The organism is Arthrobacter humicola, assembly GCF_022803015.1.
In the GTDB taxonomy this organism is placed as follows: Bacteria; Actinomycetota; Actinomycetes; order Actinomycetales; family Micrococcaceae; genus Arthrobacter; species Arthrobacter humicola_A.
Genome location: NZ_JAFKON010000007.1, coordinates 39,659 through 61,695, shown reverse-complemented (window position 1 = coordinate 61,695; position 22,037 = coordinate 39,659). Strand labels below are relative to the sequence as shown.

The window sequence follows — 22,037 nt, the reverse complement described above, 5'->3', positions numbered from 1 at the left end:
CGGTTGCGCCCCGGCCGCCGGCGGCCGAAGGTGCCGCGCTAGCCGAGGGCGAGCTGGTTGAGCCCGTCCGCCACCTGGGTCAGCCGGGTCAGGACCGCCGCCGCAGTCGCGGGTGAGTGCCGCGCCAGGCCCTCCGACGGCGTGACCCGGAGCGCCCCCAGCGTGGACGCGGGCAGACCCAGCTGCCGCCATGGGCGCCAGACGTTTTCCACGACGTCGCGGACCCTTGGCAGCGACGCGGCAGGATCAGCCACGTCCAGCGCGCCGGCCCAGAGCCGCTTGCCGGCCTCCACCGCGCCGGCGAGTTGTTCCCACTGGCGCGAGGTCAGGGCCCGAAGCGGCACGGCGATTCCATCCGCGCCTGCCGCCAGGATCCGCTCGAACGGCGCCTCGACCTCGGAGACGGCCACAACGGTCTCGACGGCGCCCGCGGCCCGGAGCGCGTCGATCACCAATTGCCAGGACTCGGTCACTTCCCGGCCCGGCACCGAACGCAGGGTCCGGTAACCGCTGGCGGTGGGAATGGTGCCGGCCAGCACCGACGCAATTTCAGGTTCATCAATCTGGACGACGATCCGGGCACCGGGGGCAGCCGCCGCCACCCGCTTGAGGTAGCCTTCCACGCCCGCTGCGAGCGAATCCGCGATGTCCCGGCGGGCACCGTAGTCGATCAGGGCCCGCTCGCCGTTGTGCAGGTGCAGCCCGGCGGCAAGGCTGAGCGGCCCGCGCAGCTGGATCTTGATATCGTCCGACGGTACTTCCTCGACGCCGATCACGTCCGCCAGGATGTTGATGTCGGTGGACAGGGCCGACTTGGCCCGCTGCAGGTCCTTGCCGGGCCGGTCCACGAACCGCCATCCATGCGGCTGGACGTCGACAGCTAGTTCCACGAGCAAAGAGGCGGTCCGGCCCAGGGAATCGGAGCCGACGCCGCGATCGGGAAGCTCGGCGAGGAACGGCAGGTGCGGGCTGCCCAGTTCACCGCGGATGATCCGGGCGGCCTCGGCCGGGTCCTCGCCCGGCCAGGGGCCAAGGGCGGTCGCGGTCACCTGGCCCGGTGCGGGCGCGTCTGGTGCTGCCATGGCTAGGCGTCTGCGGCGCGGGCGGCGTCCGCGGAGCCGGAGGCCTGGGCGGCCTGGTGGTCCTCGGCGATGGCCTCGTGGTGGCGGATGACCTCGCCGATGATGAAGTTCAGGAATTTCTCCGCGAAGGCCGGGTCCAAGTGGGCTTCGGCGGCGAGGTGCCGCAGCCGGGCGATCTGCGCCGTTTCGCGGCCCGGGTCCCCGGCGGGAAGTTGGTGCGCGGCCTTGAGGAAGCCGACCTTCTGGGTGGCTTTGAAGCGTTCGGCGAGGAGGAAGACCAAGGTGGCATCGATGTTGTCGATGCTGGAGCGGATTGACAGCAACTCCGCCATGACCGCGGGATCCACGGAACCGGCCAGGGAGCTTGCCGCCGGGTCGTAGGAATCGGTTTCGGGAAGAGTGGGGTTCTGCTCGGTCATTGACCCAGTCTAGGGGTTCGGCGGCCAATGCCTTCCGCTGTTAAGCACCGTTGCAGGCACCCGCGGAGACACCAATGGGCATGCACACCGTTCGTGGTGAACGGTGGGCATGCCCATTGGCTGTGGCCCTGCCGGAGCCCAGGCCGGCGCAGGATCGGGCCGCGCCGCATCGGGCAGGTGCCCGTTCCGGCGGTTAGCTGTGGAGCACGGCCTTGAACGCCTCGCGGCGCCTGGCCTGTTCGTCGGGGTCGGGAACAGGCAGGGAGGCGATGAGTTTCTTCGTGTAGTCGTGCTGCGGGTTGCCCATCACCTGGTTGCCGAGGCCCTGCTCCACCATCTTGCCCTTGTAGAGCACGCCGACCCAGTGGGCGAGCATGTCCACCACGGCGAGGTCGTGGCTGATGAACAGGCACGCGAAGCCGAACTCCTGCTGGATCTCCTTGAACAGCTCCAGCACAACGGCCTGCACGGACACGTCCAGGGCCGAGGTCGGCTCGTCGGCGATGAGCAGCTTCGGGTTCAGGATGAGCGCCCGCGCCAGCGAGGCGCGCTGGCGCTGCCCGCCGGAGAGTTCGTGCGGGAACCGGTCAGCGTACGACGCCGGCAGCTGCACGGACTCGAGCAGTTCGCCGACCTTCTTGCGTGCCTCGGCCGCGGTCGGGTTGGAGTGGATGATCAGCGGTTCCGCCACGCAGTCGCCGATGGTCAGCTGCGGGTTGAACGAGGCCGCCGGGTCCTGGAACACGAAGCCGATCTCCTTGCGGAGCGGCTTGAAGGTGCGCTCCTTGAAGTTCAGCATCTCGTAGCCCAGCACATTCAGGCTGCCGCCCGTGGTGCGGTTCAGGCCGGCGATTGCCCGGCCGATGGTGGTTTTGCCGGAGCCGGACTCCCCCACGAGGCCGAAGACTTCGCCTTCGGACACGGTGAAGCTGACGCCGTCGACGGCCTTGAACGCCGGGCTGCCGAGCCGCCCCGGATACTCGATGGTCAGGTTCTTTGCCTCGACCAGCACTTTGCCGCCCTGGTGGGCGCGTTCGACCATGCCCTCCGAGGCGGAGTTGCGGCCCAGGTGCGGGACGGCGGCGAGGAGCTTCTTGGTGTAGTCCTCCCTGGGCTCGGCGAACAGCACCCTTGAGGATGCCTCCTCCACGACGTCGCCCTGGTACATGACCACGACGCGGTCGGCGAGGTCGGCGACGACGCCCATGTTGTGCGTAATCAGCACGATGGAGGTCCCGTAGTTGTCGCGCAAGTCCCGCAGCAGTTCAAGGATCTCGGCCTGCACGGTGACATCCAGGGCGGTCGTGGGCTCGTCGGCCACGATGAGGCCAGGGTTCAGGGCCAGCGCCGCGGCAATCACGACGCGCTGTTTCTGGCCGCCCGAGAACTGGTGCGGATAGTAGTTGACCCGCGTTTCCGGGTCCGGGATGCCAACTTTGCGGAGGGCGTCAATTGCCCGCACCTTGGCCTCCTTGGCCGAGACCTTGCTGCGGCCGCCGCTGCCGGCGTGTGCGCGGATGCCCTCGGCAATCTGCCACCCCACGGTGAAGACCGGGTTGAGGGCGGTGGATGGCTCCTGGAACACCATGGCCACGTCGCGGCCCCGGATCTCCCGCAGCTTGGCTTCGCTGACGCTGATGACGTTGTTGCCGTTGATCAGGACAGCGCCTTGGCTGATGGCAGTCTCCGGCAGAAGTCCCAGGATGGTCTTGGCCGTCACGGTCTTGCCGGATCCCGACTCGCCAACAATGGCGACGACTTCGCCGGGGTTGACCTGGAGGCTCACGTCCTTGACGGCATACACATCCCCGGCGTCGGTGGCGAAGGTGACTTTGAGCCGGTCGATGTCAAGGACCGGGCCTGCGCCTGCGCCGGGCTTGTCGATGTTGGTGGTCATGGAAGTCTCACTTCTGCTTCTGCTTCGGGTGCGGCTTGGGTGCCGGCGGTGGAGTCTGGTCCGCCCTTGCCTGCCACGGCCTTCTTGCGGCCCCGCAGGCGGGGATCGTTGAGGTCGTTGATGCTCTCACCGACGAGGGTCAGCCCAAGCACGGTCAGGACGATCGCCGTACCGGGGTAGACACCGGTCCACCAGATGCCCGAGGAGGCATCTGCAATGGCCTTGTTCAGGTCATAGCCCCACTCGGCGGCGGAGGTCGGTTCGATGCCGAACCCCAGGAAGCCGAGGCCCGCCAGGGTCAGGATGGCCTCGGACGCGTTCAGTGTGAAAATCAGCGGCAGCGTGCGGGTTGCGTTCTTGAAGATGTGCCGGCCCATGATGCGGATGCTGGAGGCACCCACCACCTTGGCTGATTCGACGTACGGCTCCGCCTTCAGCCGGATGGTTTCGGCACGGATGACCCGGAAGTACTGCGGGACGAACACCACCGAGATGGAGATGGAGCAGGCGACAATGCCTCCCCAGAAACTGGACTGCCCGTGGCTGATGACGATTGACATCACGATGGCCAGGAGCAGTGACGGGAAAGCGTAGATCGCATCGGCGATCACCACGAACACCCGGTCCAGCCAGCCGCCGAAGTAGCCGCTGACGAGGCCGAGGGCTACGCCGAGGAAGATCGACATCGCGACGGCCACGATGATCACCACGGCGGCCGTCTGGGCACCCCAGAGCACCCGGGAATAGACGTCATAGCCACCAACCGTGGTGCCCCAGATGTGGGCCGGGCTGGGGGGCTGCTGTGTCGGGAAGGGACCGGCGGCGTCGCTGAGCTGGGCAAACCCGTAGGGCGCGATCCACGGCGCAAACACGGCGACGAGCAGGAAGAGGGCGGCCAGCACCATGCCCGTGACGAGCATGCCGCGTTGCAGCCCGACGCTCGAGCGGAAATGCGAGATCACCGGCAGCCGGTAAATGAGGGGCTGCTTGCGCCCGCTTACTTTGGTTGCATTCATGGCTAGTACCTCACTCGCGGGTCGATCAGGGCTGCGACGACGTCCACGATGAAGTTCGTGACGGCAACGATGACCGCCAGCATCACGACGATTCCCTGGACGGCGACGAAGTCGCGGGCGTTCAGGTATTGCACCAGCTGGTAGCCGAGGCCCTTCCACTCGAAGGTGGACTCCGTGAGGACGGCGCCGCCGAGCAGGAGGGCAATCTGGAGCCCCATGACAGTGATGATCGGGATGAGGGCAGGCTTGTAGGCATGCTTGGTCACGAGCCGGTAATTACTGACGCCACGGGACCTGCCGGCCTCGACGTAATCCTTGCCGAGCGTGCCGATGACGTTGGTGCGGACCAGCCGCAGGAAGACCCCTGCCGTCAGCAGCCCGAGGGTGAGTGCGGGGAGAACCGAATGGGCCGCGACATCGCCGAACGCGGCCATGTTGCCGCTGCGCAAGGCATCGAGCCAGTAGATCCCGGTCGGTGCGGCCAGGCTTCCCATGGCCAGTTCGGTCCTGGTGGAGGCCCGTCCTGCGACGGGCAGCCAGCCCAGCCAGACGGAGAAGGCCAGCTTCATCAGCAGGCCGGCGAAGAACACCGGGGTCGCGTAGCAGAGGATGGCGAAGAACCGCAGGAATGCGTCCGGGGCCTTGTCGCGCCGGTAGGCCGCGATCAGCCCGAGCGGGATGCCGACCAACAGCGCCACGATAAGGGCATTGATGGCCAGTTCCAGGGTTGCCGTGCCAAACGTGATGATCATTTCGACCACAGGGCGGCGGTCCGTGATGGTGGTGCCGAAGTTGCCGGTCGCCACCTGGCCAACGTATTCGAGGTACTGCACGAGGATCGGGCGGTCGTAGCCGGCGTCGTGGATGCGCTGCGCGAGCGCCTCCGGCGGAAGCCTGCCGCCCTGGGCTGCAGTGATGGGGTCGCCGATGACCCGCATCAGGAAGAAGACCAAAGTCACCAGAATGAAAATGGTCGGAATGATCAGGAAGAACCGGATCAGGATGTAGGTCCCCAAGCCCCCACCCGAGGATTTTTTCTTGGACGGAAGAAGTCCGTCGGCGTCGTTTAGCGGCGCCTCAGTCAATGTTGTCATTGGTACCTAAGATTGTGCTGTCGCGGCCTTGGGCGGGCCGGCGTGAACTGCAGGATGCGGCAATGACCAGCAAAGGCGGGGCGCCTCGAGGGCGCCCCGCCTCGCAGGCTGGTCAGGACAGCAGGGCTGCAGCCTTACTTGGAAATAGTTCCCAAACGGAACTTGAAGGAGGCATCGAGGGTGGAATCGACACCCTTGACACCGCTGCCGGAAATGGCAACCTGCGCGCCCTGGAGCAACGGAAGCGTGGAGATGTCCTTGGCGAGGGCATTCTGCGCATCCTTGATCGTGGACTCGCGTTCAGTCTTATCGACGGTGGTGAGCTGCTTGCTGATCAGGTCGTTGACGGTGGGGTTGTTGTAGTGGTTCTTCAGGAAGCCGCCCTCCGGGAAGAACGGGGTCAGGTAGTTGTCGGCGTCACTGAAGTCGGGGAACCAGCCAAACTGGAACAGCGGGTATTCGTCGGCGCGGCTGGCCTTGCTGTAGGTGACCCATTCCGTGGACTGCAGGTTGACCTTGAACAAACCGGACTTCTCCAGCTGGTCCTTGATCATGGCGTACTCATCGCCGGAGGACTTGCCGTAGTGGTCCGGGTTGTACTGAAGGTTCATCGAGACAGGGGTCGTCACACCGGCGTCGGCCAGGACCTTCTTGGCCTTGTCCAGGCTCGGCTTGCCGGCGTCGCCGTAAGCGTCCTTGAACGATTCGTTGGCGCCCAGGAAGCCGTTGGGAACGTTGGAGTACAGCGGCAGGTAGGTGCCCTTGTAGACCTGGTCCGCGATGGACCGCCGGTCAACGAGGTTCGCGATGGCCTGGCGGACGGCGAGCGCCTTGGCCGGATCGGCGTCGGCAGCCTTGGCACCGAACGGCATCGTGTCGAAGTTGAACGTGATGTAGCGGATTTCGCCGCCGGGGCCAACGTTGACCTTGACCTTGGAGTCCTTCTTGAGGTCATCGACGTCGGTGGCGCTCAGGCTGCGGTTCGCGACGTCGATGTTGCCCTGCTGGATGTCCAGCTTCATGTTGGTGGGGTCGGCGTAGTACTTGATCGTGGCGGCGTCGTTGGCCGGCTTGCCGAGAACCCCCTGGTAGTCAGGGAATGCCTTGAAGCTGACCAGCTCGTTCTTCTTGTACGTGTCGATCACGTACTGGCCGTAGAACGCCTTGGCCTTGACGATCGAGTCGTCGTCAAGCAGTTTGTCGGCCGGGAAGACTTCATCGTCTACGATCGGCGCGGCGGGGCTGCTGAGGATCTGAGCGAAGGTCTGGTCGTTCGCCTGCTTCAGCTTGAAGACCACGGTGTTGGCATCGGGGGCGGTGATGCTTTCGATGTTGGTCAGCAGGCTCGCGGGACCGGCGGGATCGTTGATCTTGGTCTGCCGGTCGAAGGAGAACTTGACGTCCTTGGAGTCGAGCGTGTGGCCGTTGGCCCACTTGAGGCCCGGCTTGAGCTTGACCGTGTACTCGTTCGGCGAGGTGAAGGACGCGGACTCGGCCAGGTCCGGCACGGGATCTGCGCTGCCGGGCTTCGAGTTGAGGAGGAAGGAGTAGATCTGGTTCATCACCATGAACGAACCGTTGTCATACGCGCCCGCCGGATCCAAGGCAGTGACCTTGTCCGTGGTGCCGTAGGCGATCGGACCGCTCGCTGCGGCTGATGACCCGCCAGCGCCCCCGGTCGGCCCTGTGCAGGCCGTCAGTGCAAAGGCGGAAACCCCGGCCAGCGCGATGACGCTGTGCCAGGCCTTTTTGTTCATTGCCATCTGTGAACTTTCTGTTCGATGCGTTCTAGCGCAGCCCGAAGTGAAACGACTGACTCGTCGGGCGGCACGCTTTGCTGATTCCTAGATTCAACCAGACGATCATTCGGTGAAACGTTGCATTTTGTGAGTTGAGACACAAAATTTACACGATTCGAAGGTTTCTCTCATTTTCTGCAGGATTCCGCCCGGATCTTCGGCAGGGTCCTGCGCATCCGGGCGCCGTGGACGGCCGGGTAGTCTGACGACGACGGAGGGTACAGACGACGAAGGGCCCCGCCAACTGGCGGGACCCTTTGCTGGAGTCGGTGGGGCGGGCGGCTAGAGCGCGGCCCTCTGCAGCGAGCGCGCGGCATCGATCGTGGCCTGGCCGAGCACGCGGCTGCCCTGGTAGAGCACCACCGTCTGGCCGGGGGCCACGCCGCGCAGGGGCTCGGTGAGGGTGACCACAAGCTCGTTGTCCGCCATGTGTGCGCGGGCAGGGACGGGGTCGCCGTGGGCGCGGACCTGGGCGTAGCAGTCAAACTCTTCGCCGGTCGCCACCTCGGCGATGGGCAGCCCCGCCCAGGAGACCTTGATGCCTCGGATTTCGTCGATGGCGAGCAGGGCCTCCGGTCCCACCACCACCTTGTTCTCCTTGGGCCGGATCTCCAGCACGAACCTCGGCTTGCCGTCCGCGGCCGGGGTGCCGAGCTTCAGCCCGCGGCGCTGGCCCACGGTGAACGCGTTGGCGCCCGGGTGCTCGCCGACCTTCGCGCCGGATTCGTCCACGATGTCCCCCGTGGTCATTTCAATCTTCTCGGCGAGCCAGCCGGCGGTGTCGCCGTCGGGAATGAAACAGATGTCGTGGCTGTCCGGCTTGTTCGCCACTGAGAGGCCGCGGCGCTCCGCCTCCGCGCGGACCTCGGCCTTGGACGGCGTCTCGGCCAGCGGGAACATCGAGTGCTTGAGCTGTTCGTGGGTCAGCACCCCCAGCACATAGCTCTGGTCCTTGGCCCAGTCCGCAGCGCGGTGCAGTTCGGGGTTGCCGTCCGCGTCCGTGATGACCTTCGCGTAGTGGCCGGTGCACACGGCATCGAAGCCCAGGGCGATGGCCTTCTCCAGCAGGGCGGCGAACTTGATCCGCTCGTTGCAGCGCATGCAGGGATTGGGGGTGCGGCCTGCGGCGTACTCATCGATGAAGTCCTGGACGACATCTTCCTTGAACCGTTCGGAAAAGTCCCAGACGTAGTACGGGATCCCGAGGATGTCGCACGCACGCCAGGCGTCGCGGGAGTCCTCGATCGTGCAGCAGCCGCGGCTGCCGGTTCGCAGGGTGCCCGGCATCCGGGACAGCGCGAGGTGGACGCCGACGACGTCGTGCCCCGCCTCGACGGCGCGGGCGGCGGCAACGGCGGAATCGACGCCGCCACTCATGGCTGCAAGAACTCGCATACTGGCTTTCTCTAGGGTTCGGGGGGTCACAGGCTCCAGGGCTGCTGTTCGCAGCTGCGGTGCTGCCGGGCTTTCACTGCTGGGTTGAACCGCAGTGCTACTGCTGGTCCCTGGAAATAGCACAATGCCTGCCCCGCCATTCTATCGCCACGCCGATTCCTCCCCAAAAGGCCTTGACGGGACCGCCTCCCCCTTCTAGCGTCAGGACAAGCGGTTTTAGAAAACGGAAGCGCGCCGACGCGGGAATCGAGCGGACATGGCTGTCGGGAACATCGTGATCGTGGGCGGCGGGCTGGCCGGCGCCACCGCCGCCAAAACATTGCGGGCGGAGGGTTTCAGCGGTCCGGTGGTGCTGGTGGCCGCCGAGTCCCACCAGCCGTACCTGCGCCCGCCGCTGTCCAAGGAGTACCTGCTGGGCAAGGCCGGCGACGACGCCCTGCCGGTGGTGCCCGAGGACTGGTACGACGCGAACGACGTCGACCTCCGGCTCGGCGTCCAGGTCACGGCGCTGGACCCGGCTGCCCGCGCCGTGGTTCTGGATGACGGGCGGCGGCTGGAGTACGGCTCACTCCTGCTTGCCACGGGAGCGCGGCCCAGGACCATCCCGCTGCCCGGCAGCGGGCTCGAGGGCGTCAGCACGTTCCGGACGGTCGAAGACAGCCGGCGTCTGCACGCCCGCCTCGCCGGCGGCGGTTTGCACGTGGTCATGGTCGGGTCCGGCTGGATCGGGATGGAACTGGCCGCTGCCGCCAGCACCTTTGGAAACACCGTCACCCTGATGGGGCTGGAGGACGTGCCGCTGGGCGCGGCGATTGGCCCGGACCTGGGCGGCTTCTTCCGCGGGCTGCACGAGGCCCACGGGGTACGGTTCAGGCTTCCGGCGTCCGCTGCCGAGATTCAGGGGTGGTTTGGACGGGCGACGGCGGTGGTCACCGACTCGGGCGAAGTCCTGCCCGCCGACCTCGTGGTCATCGCCGTCGGCGTTGTGCCGGAGGTCGGTCTGGCCGAGGCGGCCGGGCTCGGGATCCGCAACGGCATCCTCACCGACGCGTCGCTGCGGACCTCGGCGCCCGGGATCTTCGCCGCCGGCGACGTCGCCAACGCCCTGCACCCGTTCACCGGGGAACACCACCGCAGCGAGCATTGGTCCAATGCCCTGAATGGCGGCAAGGTGGCAGCCAAGGCGATGCTCGGCCTCGACGCCACGCTGGACAGCATCCCGTACTTCTACACGGACCAGTACGACGTCAGCATGGAGTACTCGGGCTTCCCGACGCTCGTTGCCGGCCCGCCGGTCATCCGCGGCTCGCTTGCGGACAAGGAGTTCATTGCCTTCTGGCAGCGAGAAGGCCAGGTGATCGCCGGAATGAATGTCAACTGGCCCCGGGCCGCCAAGCCGCAGAAGGCGATCAAGGCGCTCATCAATGCCCGCACCGCCGTGAGCCCGGGCCTGCTTGCCGACTCCTCGGTACCCCTGGATCAGCTCCTGGATTAGCTACTGGATCAGCTCCTGGATTAGCTCCCTGCGGGGGCTTGACGGGCGGCCTCGCGCGCGACCGTTCCGGCGGTCTGGATGCTGGACTCGTGCCCGGCCATGCCGGCCTGTCGGGCCCGGGCGTAGGCGCCCGGCAACGCCGCGAGGAGGGCATCGACGTCGGCGTCGGTTGAGGAATGCCCGAGCGTAAAGCGCTGCGCCCCCCTCGCCGTGTCCTCGTCCAGGCCCATCGCCAGCAGCACATGGGAGGGCCTCGGAACACCTGCGGTGCAGGCGGAGCCCGTGGAGGATTCGACGCCGGCGAGGTCCAGCAGGAACAGCAGCGAGTCCCCTTCGCAGCCGGGGAACGTGAAATGCGCATTGCCGGGCAACCGCCCGGGGCCCGGGGCGCCCCGCAGGACGGCTTCGGGGACGGCCGCACGGACCCCCTCGATCAGCCGGTCGCGAAGGGCCGCGATCCTGGCGGCTTCCTTGGGGAGTCCCGCGGCAACGGCGTCGGCGGCCGCGGCAAACGCGGCGATCGAGGCGGTGTCCAGCGTCCCGGAGCGGACGTCGCGTTCCTGCCCGCCGCCATGCTGGACCGGGGTCAGCTTCACCGCCCGGCCCAGGATCAGCGCGCCCACGCCGACCGGTCCGCCGATCTTGTGCCCGGAGACGGACATGGCGTCCAGGCCCGTCCCGCGGAAGTCAACGGGCAGGGAGCCGAAGGCCTGGACGGCGTCGGAGTGGACGGGTACGCCGGCGGCGTGTGCCAGTTCCACAACCCGGGCGACGGGCTGGATGGTGCCGACCTCGTTGTTGGCCCACATGAGGCTCACCAGTGCGATCGAGCCCGGATCCCGGGACAGCTCGGCTTCGAGCACGGCCAGGTCCACGACGCCCGCGTCATCCACGGGGAGCCAGCACACTTCGGCGCCTTCATGCCGTTCGAGCCATTCGACGGTGTCCAGCACCGCGTGGTGTTCGACGGCGGAACAGAGGATACGGGTCCGCGCCGGGTCCTCGGCACGGCGGGCCCAGTACAGGCCCTTGACCGCCAGGTTGTCCGCCTCGGTCCCGCCGGAGGTGAAGATGACCTCCGAGGGATGGGCGCCGGCGGCCGCAGCGAGCACTTCCCGCGCGTCCTCCACGGAGCGCCGGGCACGGCGGCCCGATCCATGCAGCGAGGACGGGTTGCCGGTCCGGGCCAGTTCGCGCGTCAGTGCGGCCAGCGCTTCCGGGGCGAGGGTGGTGGTGGCGGCGTGATCGAGGTAGGCAGGCACAGCCCAATTCTACCTGCGCGCGCCCGGGCCGCCGCGGCGCCAGGGCGAAGGCACAGTGTCAGGGCAAAGGCACGGTGTCAGGGCGAAGGCACCAGCCTGAGGCACAGTGAAGAGCCCGGTGACGGGCACGGGGCTGGTGTACATTCAAGCGGTGAAAGCGCCCCTCTGCCTTGTGCTGGCCACCTTGTTCTGGTCCGGCAATTTCGTCGTCGGACAGGCCGCCAGAGCCTCCATGACCCCGTTGGACCTGACCTTCTGGCGCTGGAGCCTGGCCGCCGTGCCGCTGCTGGTCCTGGCCCACCTCATCGAACGGCCCGACTGGGGTGCGGTGCTGCGCCGCTGGCCCGTGCTTCTGCTGCTGAGTGTCCTGGGCATGAGCGGCTACACGCTGCTGCTCTACGGCGCGCTCGGATTCACGTCCGCGATGAACGCCTCGCTGGTGACGGCCGCAAACCCGGCCCTCATTGTGGTCATGGCGATCGTCCTGCTCGGTGAGAAGACCACACGGCTGGGCTGGCTCGGCATCTGCCTGGGCCTGCTGGGTGTGCTGCTGGTCCTGACCCAGGGCGAGCTGGCCCGCGTGGTCAGCCTCGCCATCAACACCGGTGAGCTCATGATGATCGGCGCGATCATCGTCTGGGGCTTCTACACCATCGTTGCCCGCCGGCTGGCCGTGCCGCCCATCGCGGCCACAGCGGTGCAGGTGGTGATCGCAACCGTGACGCTGGCGCCGTTTGCACTCGCCATGAACGTGCGTTTTCCCGACACCGCGGCCGAAGGCTGGTCGATGGCGTATATCGCCCTGTTCCCGTCCCTTGGTTCCTATCTCCTCTGGAATCTGGCGCTGAAAACCACCCCGTCCGGGACCGCCGGAAACTACCTCAACCTGATGGTGGTCTTCACCGCGATCATCACCGTGCTGCTCGGGACCCCGCTCACCCTCGTGCAGATCCTGGGCGGCCTCCTGGTGATCGCCGGCGTGCTGCTGACCGGAATCAAGGGCCAGGCCCGCAACGCCGGCCACCCCAGCGGCAGGGCCCAAACCGGACCGGCCGCCGCCGCTTCAGGCAGGCAGGGTCACTCAGGCAGCCCGGTCACGATGGAAGAATACGGGCACAGCACTGCCCGGGCCGCGCGCCGCCGTGCTCCCTGAGATCTTCAATGGCGAGCGCTTCGATCCGGCCCGGTTCGATCCCCAGGGCCATTGAGGCCCCGCCGAGAAAAGCTCCGTTCATGGCACACACCACGTCTGCGTGCCCGGCGGCGAGGCGATGGAACGGGCAGTTCAGCAGCACCAGTCCCCCGCCGCCGTCGTCCGCCGGGCAGTAGCCCTGCCCCGCCAGGAAGTCCGCGAACGGGCCGGCGCCATCGGGGCTGCCGGCGGAGTCCGCAGGCCCCGCCCCGGTGGCCCCCGCCGGCTCGCGGCCGGCTGCGCGGGCTGCCGACTCACCCGCTGACTGCCCCCTGGCGCGGGCAGCCCGAAGAAGGGCCTCCCGCGGCGAACCGCCGCCGCTGGTTGCGTCCTCGATCGCGGACACCAGCAGCTCGGCGGCGAGATCATAGTGGCGGTCGGGCACCGAGGCCGCGACCTCATCCACGGCGGCCCGGTACAGCTTGGCGGGCCGGCCGGACCCCGGCCCCTCCCGCCCTCCGAGCTTGCGGAACTCCACGGCCAGCAGCCCGTCTTTCACGAGCCGGTCCAGATGGAACGAGGCAGTGCTCCGCGCCAGGCCCACAGCCTGCGCGGCATCGTCCCGGCCAACGGCATCTGCCGCTGAGGCGACGAAATCAAACAGCCTCCTGCGGCTCTCGTCTCCCAGCGACGCGACCGCCGCCAGCCTGTGGTTCCACGGAAGCTTGGTCATGACACAAGAATATCTCTAAAAACAAGAATCATTGCTTAATCCCCGTGGGGCCCTCTAAAATCGAGATATCCACTTTTAGAAGGAGCGATGCCATGAAAGTTTCCCCAGCCCCCGCCACTCCCGCACAGCAGCTCACGGCGGACCGTCAGGCCTTCCTGCTGCTGCGGACCGTCTTTACCGTTGCGCCGATCCTGTTCGGCCTGGACAAGTTCACAAACCTCTTGACCGACTGGACGATGTATCTGGCGCCCGTGGTGACCCAGGTGGTCCCGCTGCCGGCCCAGACGATCATGTACATCGTTGGCGTGGTGGAAATCGTCGCCGGCGTGGCGGTGGCGCTGCGTCCGCGCTTCGGATCGGCGCTCGTGGCCGCCTGGCTGCTGGGCATCATCATCAACCTGATCATCCTCGGCGGCTTCTACGATGTCGCTCTGCGTGACTTCGGGCTGCTCGTGGGTGCCCTGGCACTGAACAGGCTGTCCCCGCGCAGGGCCGTGCCGGCCGCTACGCCAGGCAGCTAGGCCAGACGGCGGGTCCCGGCAGCTGGTCCCGGCAACTGGGCGAAGACGCCAGGCCACGCCACTACGCCAGAACGCAGACGGCCCGCGGAACGACTTCAATGGTCATCGGGAGCGCCCCGATCCGCTCGCCGTCGGCGTAGGCCACGATATTGCCGGCGGACAGTTCCACGGTGCGGACCCGGCGAAGCCGCACAGCGGGGTGGCCCACGTGCTTGCCGGCAAAGACCTTCGGGAACACGGCCAGCAGCCGGGTCCGGGACAGCCGGTTGACAATGAAGAGGTCCAGGTAGCCGTCATCAAGGGCGGCTCCCGGGACGATCCTCATCCCGCCGCCGATCGACTGGCCGTTGGCGACGGAAATCAGCATGGCGCCCTGCTGCCACTGCTCGCCGTCGGCCGTCACCGTGTAATCGATGGCCCAGAACGACGCCAGTTCCCGAAGCATGGGGAGCTGGTAGCGGATCTTGCCGCTCGGCCAGCGCCAGCCATTGGCCCGCTCATTGACGGCGGCATCGAACCCGGCCGAGACCACGCCCGCAAACAAGCGGGAGGATCCTCCGGCGGTGATCCTGCCGGCGTCAATCGTCCCGGCGGGAATGATGCCCAGCGGAACCCGACGGCGGGCGCCGGGACCTGCACCTGCACCCCGGCTGCGCGGAAGTACGCCGCCGCGTCCTTGCCGGCGTGCCGCGCCCGGCCAAAGGATGCGCGCGGGTTGACGGCGACGGCGACGGCGATCAGCATGCGCTGAATTATGCCAGCCGGCGGGAACCATCCCTGTGTACGCACTCGTTATTCCTCCAGCCGGTTAAACTGGGCACGCCGGACGCCCACGAACGGTCCGGCATTCCCACCGCCGGTACCATCAACGAAAAGGATCTCTGTTTGACGCAGGGCAGCAGCTCGCATTACCAGGTCCTCGGGATCCCCGTGACGGCGACGGAGAAAGACATCAAAGTCGCGTACCGCAAGGCCGCCCGGACCGCCCACCCGGACCACGGCGGCGACCCTGCAGCGTTTAGGCGCGTCACGCTCGCCTACGAGACCCTCATCGACACCAAGCGCCGCGCGGACTACGACCGCTCCTACGGCAGTGCATCCGGCGGCGTGTATTCGTCTCCCGCCGGCGATGAGGGCGCCCACTTCGACGCGCCCGCCGCGGGCAGCCGGGCCTCCGCCAACGTGCGCCGGCCGAACACGCCGCGGAATACGGCCGCAGATCCACCCGTCTACGTTCCCCCGTTCGAGCAGTTTGACGGTGGGTCGGCGGTGCCGCTGATTCCCGCCAGCGTGGCCCGGCAGCAGGTCCACGGTATGCCCCGCAAGCGCGGCATCTTCGGCGCCGAAGCCCGGATCCAACGCGAGATGCGCACCGTGCAGCTGATCAGCAGGCAGATCCTGACCACCATCCCGGCGGCGCGCCTTGTCAACGGGCTGCAGTCCCCGGCGGACAACAGCCACATCGACCACGCGGTCCTTGCCGGGTACCGTCTAGCGATCGTCGGATCCATGCTCCTGCCGCCGGGTGCCTATGCATGGAACGGCAGCACGTTGACCCACGGCGGACGCTCCGTCGCCCCGCCTCAGCTGGGCCACATCGTGCGCCGGATGCAGGACATATTTCCCGAGCTCAATGTCACCGGCTGGATTGTCGTCCACAGCACGGACGGCAATCTGCATCAACCGGTCATCGACCGGCACCGCCGCGCCCCCGGCGGCCAGGGAAGCGGGTACGGGGAAGGCTCGGGCCTTGTCGAGGTGGTCAACGCCGCGGGCCTGGCCCGCGGCCTGAAGTTGTTCCTCGGCTCGGGACCGGCGCCCAACACCGTCAACGTTCCCGTACTGGCCCGCCTGCTGCGCGGAATGCACTAGATTCCGCCCGGGCGCTCCCCTGCGCCCCGGGGACGGAAGGCCCGAGGCGCGTTCGACGCCGGCGGCTCGCTAGGATGGGACGGTGTTCCGCATCCTCTTCCACACCCCAGAAATCCCCGGCAATACGGGAAACGCCATCAGGCTGGCTGCCATCACGGGGGCCGAACTGCATCTGGTGGAGCCCCTGGGCTTTGACTTTTCCGACGCCAAACTCCGGCGGGCGGGCCTTGACTACCACGACCTCGCCGTCGTGACCGTCCACCCGGACATCGACGCGGCGTGGGCCGCTCTCGAGCCGGAACGGGTATTTGCCTTTACCTCCGACGGCGAGACCACGTACACAGACATCCGCTACCGTGCCGGCGACGTCCTCCTGTTTGGGCCTGAATCCGTAGGCCTGCCCGAGGAAGTCAAAAACAGTCCCCGGGTGACGTCCCGGTTGCGCCTGCCGATGCTCCCAGCCCTCCGGTCACTGAACCTGGCCAACGCGGCATCCATCGCCGTCTACGAGGCGTGGCGCCAGAACGGGTTCGCCGGGGCCGAGTTGTAGCGGTCCGCCGCGCAGGCCCGCCAGGACGTGCGTTGGCCACCTGGGCGGCCCGCGGGAAAGAATTCCCGCGCAGCGCGCCCATCCAGGTGCCGGGCCGCACCGAATCACTTCTGAAGGCGGACACCAATCCGCCCACTCACATTGTGTCTACCGGGCATTGTGCGGAGAAACGGAAGGGAGCGAGGAGCGGCAGGTGAAAACAGTACATCTGGACAGATCCTCTGTCCGCTTAGCAGGGGCCGGCCCCTCGCCGCATGCCGCACCGATTGGCCCGCGTTGGGCTGCAAGCGCCCTATGCTTGGGAGTGATGGAAACTCCGAATGCCCCGAACCCCGAGGCCGCCGCACCGGCGGACACCTCAGCCGACATCAACGGCCGGCTCAGCAGCCTGCTGGCACTGATTGCCCAGGGCGACCAGACGGCGTTCGCGGAATTTTACAGCCTCACCTCCAGGCGCGTCTTCGGCATGGCACGCCGGGTCCTGATCGATACCGAACTCAGTGAGGACACCACCCAGGAAGTCTTCCTCCAGGTGTGGCAGAACGCCGCCAAATTCAATCCCGCCGCCGGCAGTCCGCTCGCCTGGCTCATGACGATCTCGCACCGGCGCGCCGTTGACAAGGTACGGTCCTCGCAGTCCGCCACCGACCGCGAAGCCAGATACGGTGCCAGCAGCCAGGAGATCGACCACGATTCCGTCTCGGACGAAGTCGGCAGCCGGCTCGAGGCCGAGGCCGTGGTCCGGTGCATGGAGACGCTGACCGATACGCAGCAGGAGTCCGTCCGGCTGGCGTACTACGGCGGCCTCACCTACCGGGAAGTGGCCGAGCGGCTGAATGCCGCGGTACCTACCATCAAGTCCCGCATCCGCGATGGACTCATCCGACTGAAGACCTGCTTGGGGGTGAGCTGAATTGACCGATATGAACGCACATGAGAACAACAACCGCCTCCCCGGCGGCTTCACCGCCGAGATCGCCACCGACCTGTCGTCCGGCCGCGTGGTGGACCTTGCCGAGGTCTATGCCCTCAACGCCGTGGACGACGCCGAACGTGCCTCAATCGAGCAGTTCCTCGCCTCCGCACCGGCAGCAGACAGGGCTGCCTTCAACGAGCGGGTCCGGCAGGCCCGGGAGACCCTGGCCACCAGCTTCACCGCAGAGGAAGAGCCTCCGCCCGGGCTGCTGGACCGGATCATGTCATCCTTGCCTGCGCAGGCCGCAGCGCAGGCCGCAGCGCAGTCCCCCGCCGCAGTGCCGCTTCCCGGCACGGGTCCGCAGGCGACGCCGGTGCTGCCGCATCCGGTACGCGACGGCTCCGCGCTGCCCGCCACCGACGAACTCGGCGCGGCCCGCCAGCGCAGGGAAGAGCGCCGGCGGCCGCAGGGCATGCGGAACTGGCTTATTGGCGTCGCCGCAGCAGCCGTGATCGCCCTGGGCGGTGTGGGCGTCGGAGCCTACGTGGCCAACCAGAACGATCCCCTAAATCAGGTAATGCAGGCCAGCGACGTCCGCCAGGCCACCGTCGACGTCAACGGCGGCGGCACCGCCACCGTGTCGATTTCCCCGTCCAAGGATGCCGCCGTCGTCAAAATGAACGGCGTCCCGGCCCCGCCCGTGGGCAAGGTCTACCAGATGTGGCTGATCCCCAAGGACGGCTCGGCCCCGGTCTCGCAGGGCCTCATGGACGCTGAAGCCCTGTCCAAGCCCGCGGTGGTCAAGGGCATCGGTTCCGCGGCCGCGCTGGGCATCACCGTGGAGCCCGAAGGCGGATCCGCGTCACCTACCCTGCCGACCGTCGCCGCCGCACCGCTGGACGCCTAGCCACCCGCAGGACACAGCAGGCCACCCGCACGCGCAAAGCCGCCCGGGCCTTGGCTCCTTCCGTAGAAGGACTCAAGGCCCGGGCGGCTTTGTGTTGTGACCGGCGGACGGACCGACCGGCGGACGTCCCGCCGGGCCGGCTTCCCGCCCGGCTAAATGACCAGCGAGAGCAGCATGACCAGGCCGAAGCTCACCACGGAGATCAGCGTTTCCATGACGGACCAGGTCTTGAAGGTCTGGCCCACCGTGAGTCCGAACAGCTCCTTGACCAGCCAGAACCCGGCGTCGTTCACGTGCGAGAAGAACAGCGAGCCCGCCCCGATCGCGAGGGCCAGGAGGGCGGCGTGCGTCGGCGACAGCGAACTGGCCAGCGGTGCCACGATGCCGGCGGCCGTCACGGTGGCGACGGTGGCCGAGCCTGTCGCCAGGCGCAGGGCAACGGCCACGATGAAGCCGAGCACCAGCACGGACATGTTGGTCCCCTCGGCCCAGGCCTTCACGGAGTCTCCCACGCCGGCACCAATCAGCGTCTGCTTGAAGCCGCCGCCTGCGCCGACAATCAGGATGATCCCCGCGATCGGGCCCAGGCTGGCAGCGATCTTGCTCGTAATCTTGGCGCCGTTGAGGCCCACGGCGTAGCCGAAGGTCACCATGGCCAGCAGGACGGCCAGGGTCATCGCCACCAGCGGCTGCCCGACGAAGTCGAAGAACATCCGGATCGCGGGGGCCGTCTTGGGGTCCGGCCAGATGATGTCCACAACTGCCCTGAGCAGCATGAGGACCACCGGGAAGAGGATGGTCATCAGCGTGACGGTGAAGTTCGGCGGGCGCTTGACGCCCTCCATGTCCGCGCCGTGCACGGTGTCGACGCCGCCGGCGACGGCGGGGGCACCCACCGGGACCCACCGGGCCGCCAAACGGGAGAAGAGCGGGCCGCAGATAATCACCGTGGGGACGGCGATGAGGATGCCGAGGGCCAGGGTGGTGCCCAGTTCAGCCTTGACGGCGCTGATTGCGATCAGCGGTCCCGGGTGCGGCGGCACCAGCCCGTGCAGCACGGACAGGCCGGCCAGCGCCGGGATGGCGATGCGCATCAGGGGCATCTTGGAGCGCTGCGTGACCAGGACGATCACCGGCAGCAGCAGGACGAGCCCGATCTCGAAGAACATCGGCAGGCCGATGATCACGGCTACGAGCGTGATGGACCAGACCAGCTTGTTTCCGGTGGCCTTTGCCAGGAGGGTGTCGACCACTCGGTTGGCGCCGCCGGAGTCCGCGAGCAGCTTGCCCAGCATCGCGCCGAGGGCGACCAGCAGACCGACTTCCTTCAGGACGCCGCCCACGCCGTCCTCGAAGTTGATGATCACCTTGGCCGGTTCCACACCGGCGGCGAGGCCGACGAATCCTGACCCCAGAATCAGGGCCAGGAAGGGGTGGAACTTGAATTTGGCGATCAGGACCACGAGCAGGGCGATGCCCAGACCCGCGATGATCAGTAGTTGGGTATTGACGCCGGTCCCGGCCTCAACGGCAGCCGGAAGCTGCATTGCTATCAGTGATTTCACAAAAAATTCCTTGGTCGCGGCGAAACGCGGGAAGGCTCAGGGCCTGGCGTCGGCGGCGTCGAGATTAAGTCGGGTGATGATTTCCTGTGCTTCTTCCGCCGGCGTTGCGGAGACGGACAGGGAGATGAAGTTTTCGTCTGCCGTGGGGGCTTCGAGCGCGTCGAACTGGGACTCCAGCAGGGCCGGGGGCATGAAGTGCCCGTGGCGGGAGGCCAGCCGGTCGGAGATCTTGTCCCGTGATCCCTCGAGGAACACGAAAACCACCCCTTCGCCGCGCAGGACGTCCCGGTAGCGCTTCTTCAGCGCCGAACAGGTCACGACGCCGGGATTCCCGGCGCCGGTGTGGGCCCGGATCCAGTCGGCAATGCTTTCGAGCCAGGGCCACCGGTCCTCGTCGGTCAGCGGCTGTCCTGCGTGCATCTTTGCCACGTTTGATTCGGGGTGCAGGTCGTCGCCTTCGGCGAGGTCCCAGCCCAGCCTGCCGGCCAGAAGTCCCGCGACAGTTGATTTGCCGGATCCGGAGACGCCCATGATCACAAGAACGGGGTGTTGCGCAGTCTTCGCCATCAAAGTCTGCCTTCCGTCAAATAAATATGATTTAAACAGAGGCCAGCATATGGCAGAGGTTGTGCTGCAGCAACACTAGAAACCGGCGATGGTCCCCTGGCCGTTGACTGTTACGACATGGAAGGCCTCGGCGCTGCGGCCGGCGGGAAGTCCGGCGCGGGCCCCGGTGCCGAGCATGAGGCCGCGGACCGTGCGCTCCATGGCGTCGACGTCGGGATGCTGGCTGACGTGGATGTGGATGGCGGCCAGCTTGCTCTCCACATGCCCGGTGACGTCCACGAAGTGGTTTTCGCGCTCTTCCGGCCCGGCGAAGAGCCACAGCCAGGGCAATTTGTAGGCCTCCAGCCCGGATTCGGCCAGTTCCGGGTACGCGAACGGGTTTTCCAGCGCGGGGTACACGGCACGGGTCACCGCCTCACCCACGGCCAGATGATCCGGATGGCTCTTCTGGATCCGGTTCCAGTTGCGCTCCGGATGCATGGAGAGCACGACGTCGGGCCGGAGCTGCCGGATCAGGCGCACCACCTCGCGCATCACCTCATGCGAGGGTCCGAGGTAGCCGTCACGCTGGTGCAGGTAATGGATGTCCGTGACGCCGACCAGGGCGGCGGCGCGCTGCTGCTCCGCGACCCGCAGCCGCACAATTTCCTCGCGCTGCTCCGGATCAAAGCCGCCGGCGTCGCCGTCGGTCATGATGCAGTAGCTGACCTGAACTCCGGCGGCGGTCCAGGCTGCAACCGTGCCGGCTGCGCCGAAATCGATGTCGTCCGGGTGGGCCGTGAAACAAAGCACCCGTTCAATCCGGGTGGTCTCCGGGTCGAACGGGCTTTGTGCCGGGACGGCGGTGGTGCTCATGCGGTCAGCCTCTGCGCTTCTTGATTTCGGCGGTGGCCTGCGGCAGGACCTGGAAGAGGTCGCCTACAATGCCGAAGTCCGCGATCTCGAAAACCGGCGATTCGGCGTCCTTGTTCACGGCCACGATCACCTTCGCGGTCTGCATGCCTGCCTTCTGCTGGATGGCGCCGGAAATGCCCGCGGAGATGTAGAGCTGCGGGGCGACGGTCTTGCCTGTCTGGCCGATCTGCGCGTCGTGGCCGATCCAGCCGGCGTCCGTGGCAGCCCGCGAGGCTCCGATGGCCGCGCCGAGGGCGTCGGCGAGTTCCTCCAGGGGACCAAAGTTGCCGTCCACGCCACGGCCGCCGGCCACGACGATCCGCGCCTCGGACAGATCGGGGCGTCCGCTGGCAGGCTTATCGGTGCGCGCCGTAACCCGGGCGGCAGCCGCGGTCACGTCAGGGACCTGGACAGTGATGCTCTCCGGCGCCGTGCCGGTGACCGCGGGCTCGGGCGTGATGCTGTTGGGCTTCACGGTCAGCACGGAAACGGGTGTCACCGCCTTCGCGGCGCTGGTGTAGGACCCGGCCAGGACCGACTTGTGCGCCGTTCCGTCGGGGTCCACGGCCACGACGTCGGTGATGACGCCGGCGCCGAGCCTGATGCCGAGCCGGGCGGCAATTTCCTTGCCCTCGGCCGAGTTCTCGGCCAGGACCACGCCCGCACCGGCGGCGGCCGCGGCCGCGGCCAGGAACGCCGCCTTGGGTCCGACGAGGTAGTCGTCGAGGTCCGTGGCGGACGGGCGGTACAGTGCCTGGGCGCCGTACGCGGCCAGGGTCGAGGCGGCGTCGTCGTGCAGTTCGCCGTTGACGGCGGCGACAGTCTCGCCCAGGGACCGGGCGATGGTGAGCAGTTCCAGGCTCGACTTCTTCAGCGCCGCACCGGGGTTGTCGATGAAAACGAGTACTTTTGCCATGTTCG

21 protein-coding genes are annotated in these 22,037 nt (G+C 67.4%); 7 read left to right on the top strand and 14 right to left on the bottom strand.

The genetic code is table 11. The annotated features are described in order from the left end of the window. Nucleotides 1-38: 38 nt before the first annotated feature. From ARTB_RS14385 to mnmA, 7 genes are all read right to left on the bottom strand, one after another. Nucleotides 39-1,082: a hypothetical protein gene (locus tag ARTB_RS14385; RefSeq protein WP_243181189.1), complete on the bottom strand. Its 1,044-nt coding sequence runs from the start codon at nucleotides 1,080-1,082 to the stop codon at nucleotides 39-41. 2 nt (nucleotides 1,083-1,084) lie between these two features. Beyond that, on the bottom strand, nucleotides 1,085-1,501 hold the full coding sequence (locus ARTB_RS14380) for a chorismate mutase (protein ID WP_230011813.1): 417 nt from the start codon (nucleotides 1,499-1,501) through the stop codon (nucleotides 1,085-1,087). Between the two features lie 193 nt (nucleotides 1,502-1,694). Beyond that, the gene (locus ARTB_RS14375) at nucleotides 1,695-3,398 is read right to left on the bottom strand and encodes an ABC transporter ATP-binding protein (RefSeq protein WP_243181188.1); all 1,704 of its coding nucleotides are present in this window, start codon (nucleotides 3,396-3,398) and stop codon (nucleotides 1,695-1,697) included. Then, nucleotides 3,395-4,414: an ABC transporter permease gene (locus ARTB_RS14370; protein ID WP_028275996.1), complete on the bottom strand. Its 1,020-nt coding sequence runs from the start codon at nucleotides 4,412-4,414 to the stop codon at nucleotides 3,395-3,397. Before ARTB_RS14370 ends, ARTB_RS14375 begins: the two co-directional genes overlap by 4 nt. Before the next feature lie 2 nt (nucleotides 4,415-4,416). Beyond that, complete coding sequence (locus tag ARTB_RS14365; RefSeq protein ID WP_028275995.1) at nucleotides 4,417-5,508, bottom strand: ABC transporter permease; 1,092 nt, start codon at nucleotides 5,506-5,508, stop codon at nucleotides 4,417-4,419. A gap of 134 nt (nucleotides 5,509-5,642) precedes the next feature. Further along, nucleotides 5,643-7,271, bottom strand: coding sequence for an ABC transporter substrate-binding protein (locus ARTB_RS14360; protein ID WP_243181187.1), 1,629 nt, complete (start codon nucleotides 7,269-7,271; stop codon nucleotides 5,643-5,645). Nucleotides 7,272-7,589: 318 nt separating this feature from the next. Next, nucleotides 7,590-8,702, bottom strand: a complete 1,113-nt coding sequence (mnmA, locus tag ARTB_RS14355; protein WP_243181186.1) for a tRNA 2-thiouridine(34) synthase MnmA — start codon at nucleotides 8,700-8,702, stop codon at nucleotides 7,590-7,592. A 256-nt stretch (nucleotides 8,703-8,958) separates the two neighbouring features. Between mnmA and ARTB_RS14350 the strand changes: the two genes are divergently transcribed. Then, entirely contained in the window at nucleotides 8,959-10,197 is a 1,239-nt protein-coding gene (locus tag ARTB_RS14350) for an NAD(P)/FAD-dependent oxidoreductase (RefSeq protein ID WP_243181185.1), read from the top strand. 20 nt (nucleotides 10,198-10,217) lie between these two features. On the opposite strand, the gene ARTB_RS14345 is transcribed toward ARTB_RS14350, so the two are convergent. Next, nucleotides 10,218-11,459: a cysteine desulfurase family protein gene (locus ARTB_RS14345; protein WP_243181184.1), complete on the bottom strand. Its 1,242-nt coding sequence runs from the start codon at nucleotides 11,457-11,459 to the stop codon at nucleotides 10,218-10,220. A 151-nt stretch (nucleotides 11,460-11,610) separates the two neighbouring features. On the opposite strand from ARTB_RS14345, the gene ARTB_RS14340 reads away from it, so the two are divergent. Then, nucleotides 11,611-12,612, top strand: a complete 1,002-nt coding sequence (locus ARTB_RS14340) for a DMT family transporter (RefSeq protein WP_243181183.1) — start codon at nucleotides 11,611-11,613, stop codon at nucleotides 12,610-12,612. On the opposite strand, the gene ARTB_RS14335 is transcribed toward ARTB_RS14340, so the two are convergent. Beyond that, nucleotides 12,554-13,324 (bottom strand): helix-turn-helix transcriptional regulator, encoded by a 771-nt coding sequence (locus tag ARTB_RS14335; protein ID WP_243181182.1) that lies wholly within the window; start codon nucleotides 13,322-13,324, stop codon nucleotides 12,554-12,556. The genes ARTB_RS14340 and ARTB_RS14335 overlap by 59 nt on opposite strands. Nucleotides 13,325-13,416: 92 nt before the next feature. On the opposite strand from ARTB_RS14335, the gene ARTB_RS14330 reads away from it, so the two are divergent. Beyond that, the gene (locus ARTB_RS14330; RefSeq protein ID WP_243181181.1) at nucleotides 13,417-13,845 is read left to right on the top strand and encodes a hypothetical protein; all 429 of its coding nucleotides are present in this window, start codon (nucleotides 13,417-13,419) and stop codon (nucleotides 13,843-13,845) included. A gap of 61 nt (nucleotides 13,846-13,906) precedes the next feature. Here ARTB_RS14330 and ARTB_RS14325 read toward each other — a convergent pair whose 3' ends face one another. Continuing rightward, nucleotides 13,907-14,389, bottom strand: a complete 483-nt coding sequence (locus ARTB_RS14325; protein ID WP_243181180.1) for a hypothetical protein — start codon at nucleotides 14,387-14,389, stop codon at nucleotides 13,907-13,909. Nucleotides 14,390-14,730: 341 nt separating this feature from the next. Here ARTB_RS14325 and ARTB_RS14320 point away from each other — a divergent pair, with 341 nt between their 5' ends. From ARTB_RS14320 to ARTB_RS14305, 4 genes are all read left to right on the top strand, one after another. Further along, nucleotides 14,731-15,717, top strand: coding sequence for a J domain-containing protein (locus ARTB_RS14320; protein ID WP_243181179.1), 987 nt, complete (start codon nucleotides 14,731-14,733; stop codon nucleotides 15,715-15,717). 82 nt (nucleotides 15,718-15,799) lie between these two features. Further along, entirely contained in the window at nucleotides 15,800-16,267 is a 468-nt protein-coding gene (locus ARTB_RS14315) for a tRNA (cytidine(34)-2'-O)-methyltransferase (protein ID WP_243181178.1), read from the top strand. A 307-nt stretch (nucleotides 16,268-16,574) separates the two neighbouring features. After that, entirely contained in the window at nucleotides 16,575-17,180 is a 606-nt protein-coding gene (gene sigK, locus ARTB_RS14310; protein ID WP_223913940.1) for an ECF RNA polymerase sigma factor SigK, read from the top strand. 10 nt (nucleotides 17,181-17,190) lie between these two features. Continuing rightward, nucleotides 17,191-18,090: an anti-sigma factor gene (locus ARTB_RS14305; RefSeq protein WP_243181177.1), complete on the top strand. Its 900-nt coding sequence runs from the start codon at nucleotides 17,191-17,193 to the stop codon at nucleotides 18,088-18,090. A gap of 152 nt (nucleotides 18,091-18,242) precedes the next feature. On the opposite strand, the gene ARTB_RS14300 is transcribed toward ARTB_RS14305, so the two are convergent. The 4 genes from ARTB_RS14300 to ARTB_RS14285 form a co-directional block, all read right to left on the bottom strand. After that, complete coding sequence (locus ARTB_RS14300; RefSeq protein ID WP_028277967.1) at nucleotides 18,243-19,637, bottom strand: GntT/GntP/DsdX family permease; 1,395 nt, start codon at nucleotides 19,635-19,637, stop codon at nucleotides 18,243-18,245. Nucleotides 19,638-19,691: 54 nt separating this feature from the next. Then, nucleotides 19,692-20,222, bottom strand: coding sequence for a gluconokinase (locus tag ARTB_RS14295; protein ID WP_028277966.1), 531 nt, complete (start codon nucleotides 20,220-20,222; stop codon nucleotides 19,692-19,694). A gap of 75 nt (nucleotides 20,223-20,297) precedes the next feature. Further along, complete coding sequence (locus tag ARTB_RS14290) at nucleotides 20,298-21,077, bottom strand: PIG-L deacetylase family protein (protein ID WP_243181176.1); 780 nt, start codon at nucleotides 21,075-21,077, stop codon at nucleotides 20,298-20,300. Nucleotides 21,078-21,081: 4 nt separating this feature from the next. Beyond that, nucleotides 21,082-22,032, bottom strand: a complete 951-nt coding sequence (locus ARTB_RS14285) for an electron transfer flavoprotein subunit alpha/FixB family protein (protein ID WP_223913937.1) — start codon at nucleotides 22,030-22,032, stop codon at nucleotides 21,082-21,084. Nucleotides 22,033-22,037 lie beyond the last annotated feature (5 nt).

What these genes read in the sequence shown, in the direction of transcription:
- ARTB_RS14360 (WP_243181187.1), bottom strand. Translation starts at nt 7,271, where the DNA reads ATGGCAATGAACAAAAAGGCCTGGCACAGCGTCATCGCGCTGGCCGGG.
- ARTB_RS14375 (WP_243181188.1), bottom strand. Translation starts at nt 3,398, where the DNA reads ATGACCACCAACATCGACAAGCCCGGCGCAGGCGCAGGCCCGGTCCTT.
- mnmA (WP_243181186.1), bottom strand. Translation starts at nt 8,702, where the DNA reads ATGCGAGTTCTTGCAGCCATGAGTGGCGGCGTCGATTCCGCCGTTGCC.
- sigK (WP_223913940.1), top strand. Translation starts at nt 16,575, where the DNA reads ATGGAAACTCCGAATGCCCCGAACCCCGAGGCCGCCGCACCGGCGGAC.
- ARTB_RS14335 (WP_243181182.1), bottom strand. Translation starts at nt 13,324, where the DNA reads ATGACCAAGCTTCCGTGGAACCACAGGCTGGCGGCGGTCGCGTCGCTG.
- ARTB_RS14365 (WP_028275995.1), bottom strand. Translation starts at nt 5,508, where the DNA reads ATGACAACATTGACTGAGGCGCCGCTAAACGACGCCGACGGACTTCTT.
- ARTB_RS14300 (WP_028277967.1), bottom strand. Translation starts at nt 19,637, where the DNA reads ATGCAGCTTCCGGCTGCCGTTGAGGCCGGGACCGGCGTCAATACCCAA.
- ARTB_RS14370 (WP_028275996.1), bottom strand. Translation starts at nt 4,414, where the DNA reads ATGAATGCAACCAAAGTAAGCGGGCGCAAGCAGCCCCTCATTTACCGG.
- ARTB_RS14385 (WP_243181189.1), bottom strand. Translation starts at nt 1,082, where the DNA reads ATGGCAGCACCAGACGCGCCCGCACCGGGCCAGGTGACCGCGACCGCC.
- ARTB_RS14350 (WP_243181185.1), top strand. Translation starts at nt 8,959, where the DNA reads ATGGCTGTCGGGAACATCGTGATCGTGGGCGGCGGGCTGGCCGGCGCC.
- ARTB_RS14330 (WP_243181181.1), top strand. Translation starts at nt 13,417, where the DNA reads ATGAAAGTTTCCCCAGCCCCCGCCACTCCCGCACAGCAGCTCACGGCG.
- ARTB_RS14305 (WP_243181177.1), top strand. Translation starts at nt 17,191, where the DNA reads ATGAACGCACATGAGAACAACAACCGCCTCCCCGGCGGCTTCACCGCC.
- ARTB_RS14295 (WP_028277966.1), bottom strand. Translation starts at nt 20,222, where the DNA reads ATGGCGAAGACTGCGCAACACCCCGTTCTTGTGATCATGGGCGTCTCC.
- ARTB_RS14290 (WP_243181176.1), bottom strand. Translation starts at nt 21,077, where the DNA reads ATGAGCACCACCGCCGTCCCGGCACAAAGCCCGTTCGACCCGGAGACC.
- ARTB_RS14285 (WP_223913937.1), bottom strand. Translation starts at nt 22,032, where the DNA reads ATGGCAAAAGTACTCGTTTTCATCGACAACCCCGGTGCGGCGCTGAAG.
- ARTB_RS14380 (WP_230011813.1), bottom strand. Translation starts at nt 1,501, where the DNA reads ATGACCGAGCAGAACCCCACTCTTCCCGAAACCGATTCCTACGACCCG.